1 protein-coding gene is annotated in these 235 nt (G+C 60.9%); it reads left to right on the forward strand.

Going from position 1 to position 235, the window contains the following annotated elements; genetic code table 11:
* Positions 1 to 235 (forward strand): outer membrane beta-barrel protein (locus MFF64_RS37355; protein WP_238194121.1); only part of this gene is annotated, 235 nt, incomplete at both ends.

Genomic DNA, 235 nt, shown 5'->3' on the forward strand with positions numbered 1-235 from the left:
GGCAACCTCTTCGAGTTCTTCCGCAACGACAAGATGGATGCCCGCGGTTTCTTCGCTCGGGAGAAGAACCCCGTGCGACAGAACAATTTCGGCGGCACGATCGGCGGTCCGATCAAGAAGAACAAACTGTTCTTCTTCGCCACGTATGACCGCTTCGTCTTACGGGGCGGCGCGGCTACGCGCGGCACGGTGACGCTGCCGGTTTCATCCTTCCGTGCGGGTGATTTCGGGCGGC

Origin of the sequence: Methylobacterium frigidaeris (assembly GCF_022179185.1) — a bacterium.
Lineage (GTDB): Bacteria > Pseudomonadota > Alphaproteobacteria > Rhizobiales > Beijerinckiaceae > Methylobacterium > Methylobacterium frigidaeris.